This window comes from Devosia sp. (assembly GCF_041917035.1).
Classification (GTDB): domain Bacteria; phylum Pseudomonadota; class Alphaproteobacteria; order Rhizobiales; family Devosiaceae; genus Devosia_A.
This window is the reverse complement of record NZ_JAYRYM010000296.1, coordinates 1-4,212: the sequence shown is the minus strand read 5'-3', so window position 1 is coordinate 4,212 and position 4,212 is coordinate 1. Positions and strand designations below refer to the sequence as shown.

General features: G+C 65.9%; 5 protein-coding genes. 1 reads left to right on the top strand and 4 read right to left on the bottom strand.

Annotation, left to right across the window (positions count from 1 at the left end; genetic code table 11):
• The 4 genes from ACE3TU_RS19740 to ACE3TU_RS19725 form a co-directional block, all read right to left on the bottom strand.
• Positions 1 to 642, bottom strand: a 642-nt coding sequence (locus ACE3TU_RS19740) for a FadR/GntR family transcriptional regulator (RefSeq protein WP_374627356.1), incomplete at its 3' end; no start/stop codon positions are given.
• Between the two features lie 10 nt (positions 643 to 652).
• Positions 653 to 1,534 (bottom strand): amidohydrolase, encoded by an 882-nt coding sequence (locus tag ACE3TU_RS19735; protein ID WP_374627354.1) that lies wholly within the window; start codon positions 1,532 to 1,534, stop codon positions 653 to 655.
• Between the two features lie 9 nt (positions 1,535 to 1,543).
• Entirely contained in the window at positions 1,544 to 2,716 is a 1,173-nt protein-coding gene (locus ACE3TU_RS19730) for an L-rhamnonate dehydratase (RefSeq protein ID WP_374627352.1), read from the bottom strand.
• Positions 2,717 to 2,732: 16 nt separating this feature from the next.
• The gene (locus ACE3TU_RS19725) at positions 2,733 to 3,620 is read right to left on the bottom strand and encodes a dihydrodipicolinate synthase family protein (protein ID WP_374627349.1); all 888 of its coding nucleotides are present in this window, start codon (positions 3,618 to 3,620) and stop codon (positions 2,733 to 2,735) included.
• A gap of 170 nt (positions 3,621 to 3,790) precedes the next feature.
• Here ACE3TU_RS19725 and ACE3TU_RS19720 point away from each other — a divergent pair.
• A partial coding sequence (locus ACE3TU_RS19720) for an aldo/keto reductase (protein WP_374627347.1) occupies positions 3,791 to 4,212 on the top strand: 422 nt, incomplete at its 3' end.

The window sequence follows — 4,212 nt, the reverse complement described above, 5'->3', positions numbered from 1 at the left end:
ATCGAGCCCGACATCGTACAGCCCCTGCGACAGGGCCGTCAGCAGCCGGTTGTGGGCACCCTGGTTGAGCGCCTGGTGGAACTCGATATCGAGCAGCCGGAAGGCCACCGGGTCGTCGTGGAAGGCGCGCCCGTCCACGGCGAGCTTGAGGATGCGCTGCCGCCACTCGGGCGCCGCCCGCTCGGTGCAGAGGCGGACCAGTTCGACATCGACGACGGCACGCGCCTCGAAGTGCTCGTCGACGTCATAGTCGGTGACGCTGAGCATGACGTTGAACGGCGCAACCAGCCGCGATGGCGACAGATCGGTGACGGTGTAGCGGCCGCCCTGGCGGCTCTCGAGCACACCCATCAGCGTCAGCGCCTTCAGCGCCTCGCGCAGCGGCGGGCGGGAGATGCCGAAGGCGATGGTCATCTGCGCCTCGGTCGGCAGACGGTCCCCCGACTTGAGGTTGCCCGACTTGATCATGCCCATGATGCGGTTGGCGACCTGCTCGGAAATCGAACGGCGCTCGAGCACCGGACCGCCGAAATCCGATCTCTGCTTGGGCGCCCGGGACGCGGCAATCAGCTCGGAAAAGGCATCGCCCGGGGCCGGTTCGACTCCGATGGCGCCTGCCTTTCCTGCCGCGACACGCGTCATGGTTCTCCCCTCAGAGCCCGAGCCGGTAGAAGCGGTTGGCGTTGTCGCGGTAGATCTTGCGCGTGTCGGCGGCATTGAGGCCGAGATCGAAGAACGCCCGGTCGAGGATTTCCACCCACTCGGTCATGTTGGTCGACTGCAGCAGGATCGGATAGTCGCCGGCATAGATGGTCCGCTCCGGTCCGAAATGCTCCAGCGTCGCCTCGATGTAGGGGCGCAGGTCCGCCTCGGTCCAGTCGGGGCCGGCATAGGGCGGCAGATCGGAGAGCTTCACGTACATGTTGGGATAGCGCGCCAGGTCCCGGATGTCATCGCGATACTGCGCGATCGCGCCCTGCGCGATGCCGGGCTTGCCGCAATGATCGAGGATCATCGGCACGCCGCTGCTGATCTTGGGGACGAACTCGCGGATGATGTCCATCTGCGTGTAGTTCGGATTGATGTCGAAGCTCCAGCCGAACTGCTCGAGCAGGTTCACGCCCTCGATGAAGCCCTCCGACAGGGTGAGCGCGCGCGGATCGCTGTCGAACTCCATGATGCGGCGGATACCGCGCACCGAGGGATGGTTCTGCTGCATCTCGCGCAGGATCGGCTCTACCTTGCGGCCCCACTCGACCGGCGCCATCGGGATGATGGCCCTGATGCGCGGATCGCGCTTCGCCTCGTCCTCGACGAAGCGGATCTCGTCGACATATTGCCCGCCGCCCTCCCAGAAATCGGCGTAGCACTCGAGAAAGACCATCGCCTCGATCTCGAGCTGGCCGCAGTCGCGCTGGTAATCCTCGACATGGTAGGGGTGCCCGAACAGCGGGTGCCCGTCGAAGGCCGAGTACTTGAGCCGCGTCTGGTCCCAGACGTGCAGGTGCGTGTCGATGATCGGGAAGGTCGGCATGGGTCCCCCTCAGCGCGTCAGCTTGAAATTGGCATCCGGCGTCTTCAGCGTCAGGCCGAAGCCCGGCCGGTCGTCGGCAAGGTCGATGTAGCCGTTCTCGGCCACCGGCTCGCCGTCGAAAATGTACCAGAACAACTCGTTGCCCACCTCCACCGGTACCTTGGGGAAATACTCCGAGATCGGTGCGGCGTAGCTCGACATCGTCACGTGATAGTTGTGCATCTGCCCGGCATGCGGGATGACGGTGACGTCATAGGCCTCGCACAGGTCGGTGATCTTCTTGGCCGCCGTGATGCCGCCCACCCGGTTGACGTCGAACTGCGCGATGTCGAAGGCCTTGAGATCGAGCGCCTGGCGAAAGCCGTGCAGCGTGTACTCGTGCTCGCCGCCCGAGATGGCGACGTAGTTGAGCGCCTTGAGTTCGGCATAGGCGGCGAGATCGTCGGAAATCACCGGCTCCTCGACCCAGCGCAGGTTGTAGGGGGTGAGCATGCGCAGCATGCGCTTCGCATACTCAAGGCTCCAGCCCATGTAGCAGTCGGCCATGAGGTCGACATCCGGGCCGATCGCCTCGCGCGCCGTGCGGGCGAGATCGACGTTCTTCTGCATGCCGGCGAAGCCGTCCTTGGGGCCCCAGCCGAAGCGCAGCTTGACCGCCGGAAAGCCCTGCTCCGCGTAGGCCTTCGCCTCGGTGTAGAGCGTGTCGAGCGGCTGCGAGTAGAGGCGGCTCGCATAGACCGGAATCTTCGACTTGGTGCGACCACCGAGCAGCTTGAACACCGGCTGCCCGAGGAGCTTGCCCTTGGCGTCCCAGACCGCGAGGTCGACGGCGCTGATCGCCGTCATGCCGATGCCCTTGCGCCCGAAGGGCAGCGTCCGCCGGTACATGGACTGCCATATATACTCGCTGTCGAGCGGATCGGTGCCAATCAACAGGGGCTTGAGATAAGTGTCGATGGTGGCCTTGGTGGCATGCGGCGCCAGCGCCGCATTGCCGATCCCGATCGTGCCGTCATCGAGCTCGATCTCGACCACCAGCCAGCCGAGAAAGCGGAATCCGGCGATCGAACCGGTGACGTCGGCGACGATGTCGCCGGCCGTGGTGCAGAAGTGGGGGGGCATCGGCGCGACGGGCCCGACCCATTCCCAGATCGTGGAGCGAACATCGGTTATGCGCGGCATCGGTGACTCCGGTCGTTCAGGCGGGCAGCGGCCCGAGGTCGTCGGCCAGCCTGCGGGCCCAGGCGAGGCCCGCTGCCGTGGCAACATCGGCGGGAATGCGGTTGGCGCTCGGTGCGATCCCGAGCCGGTGGGCCGCGACCAGCTTGCCGTAGAGCAGGAAGTTGCCGAGCCCCTGCATGGCAAAGCTCAGCAGCGGCAGGATGCGCCGGTAGAGCGCCTCTGCCTCGGCCTCGTCGCCGGCCCGCATGGCGCGCTCGATCCGCACCTGCAGGTCGATCGTCTCGGTGCCGGGGATCATGCCGTCGACCCCGGCGCGGTAGTTGTCGGTCAGTTCCAGCCCGCCGCGCCCATTGAGCACGCGCATCCGGCCGGCGATGGCCTCGATCACCCGGCCGACCTGCACGGCACTGCTCTCGGCCTTCACCACGCTGACATTGGGCTGGCGCCGGTTGAGTTCGATCAGTTCGCCTGCACTCAGGCCGATGCCAAGAAACTCGGGCGCGTTCTGGATCGCCACCGGACAGTCGACCGCCGCTGCAACTGCAGCGAAGAACTCGATCAGGTCGGCCGGGGACGCCGGCGGCCGGGGCGGCTGCAGGATCAGCCAGGAGGCCCCTGCCCCCACCGCGAAGCGCGCGCTCTCGATCATGTCCGGGATATTGCCGTCGGCGACGGTGATCGCGACCGGCAACCGCCCACCGACGATTTCGGCGACCCACTCGACCACCTGACGGCGCTCGGAACGGCCGAGCTTGGCAACTTCGGTGCCAAGCCCCAGCGCCGCGATTCCGGCAGCGCCGCAGGCGATCGACACCTCGATCTGGCGTGCGAAGGCGTCGCGCCTGAGGCGCCCGCCCTCATCGAAGAAGGCATAGAGCATCGGATAGGTGCCACCGATTTCCATGCGACAATTCACTCCCTCGCCACCTCGTCATCTTGGCGTGACGATGGCGGTCGACTGTCAGGTTTGGCGGCAAGATAAAAACTTGTCAAACTAATTTTTGTCTGACAAGTTACTCAACAGAGACGAGAGCGGCGCCAAGCCGCCCGGGCCATACCAGGGAGAAGATCACCGTGACGCTCACCGTTTCGGCTCGCCGCAAGGTCGGCAGGACGGCGCTCGAACTGCCCGTTTTCGGGTTCGGCGCTGCGCATATCGGCGAACTTTACGGCAAGGTCGACGAGGCCGACTCGCAGGCCACGCTGAACGCCGCCTGGGACGCCGGCGTGCGCTTCTACGATACCGCTCCGTGGTACGGACGCGGACTGTCCGAGCATCGTCTCGGCGGCTTCCTCAGGACCAAGCCGCGCGCCGAGTTCCAGATCACCACCAAGGTCGGCCGCACGCTGCACCGCCCCAAGGACCCCAGGACCTTCGATCGGTCGCCGTGGACCGGCGGGCTGAACTTCGAGGTCAATTTCGACTACAGTTACGACGGAGTGATGCGCTCCTACGAGCAGGCGCTGCAGCGGCTCGCCCTCGATACGGTCGACGC

What these genes read in the sequence shown, in the direction of transcription:
- ACE3TU_RS19735 (WP_374627354.1), bottom strand. Translation starts at nt 1,534, where the DNA reads ATGCCGACCTTCCCGATCATCGACACGCACCTGCACGTCTGGGACCAG.
- ACE3TU_RS19730 (WP_374627352.1), bottom strand. Translation starts at nt 2,716, where the DNA reads ATGCCGCGCATAACCGATGTTCGCTCCACGATCTGGGAATGGGTCGGG.
- ACE3TU_RS19725 (WP_374627349.1), bottom strand. Translation starts at nt 3,620, where the DNA reads ATGGAAATCGGTGGCACCTATCCGATGCTCTATGCCTTCTTCGATGAG.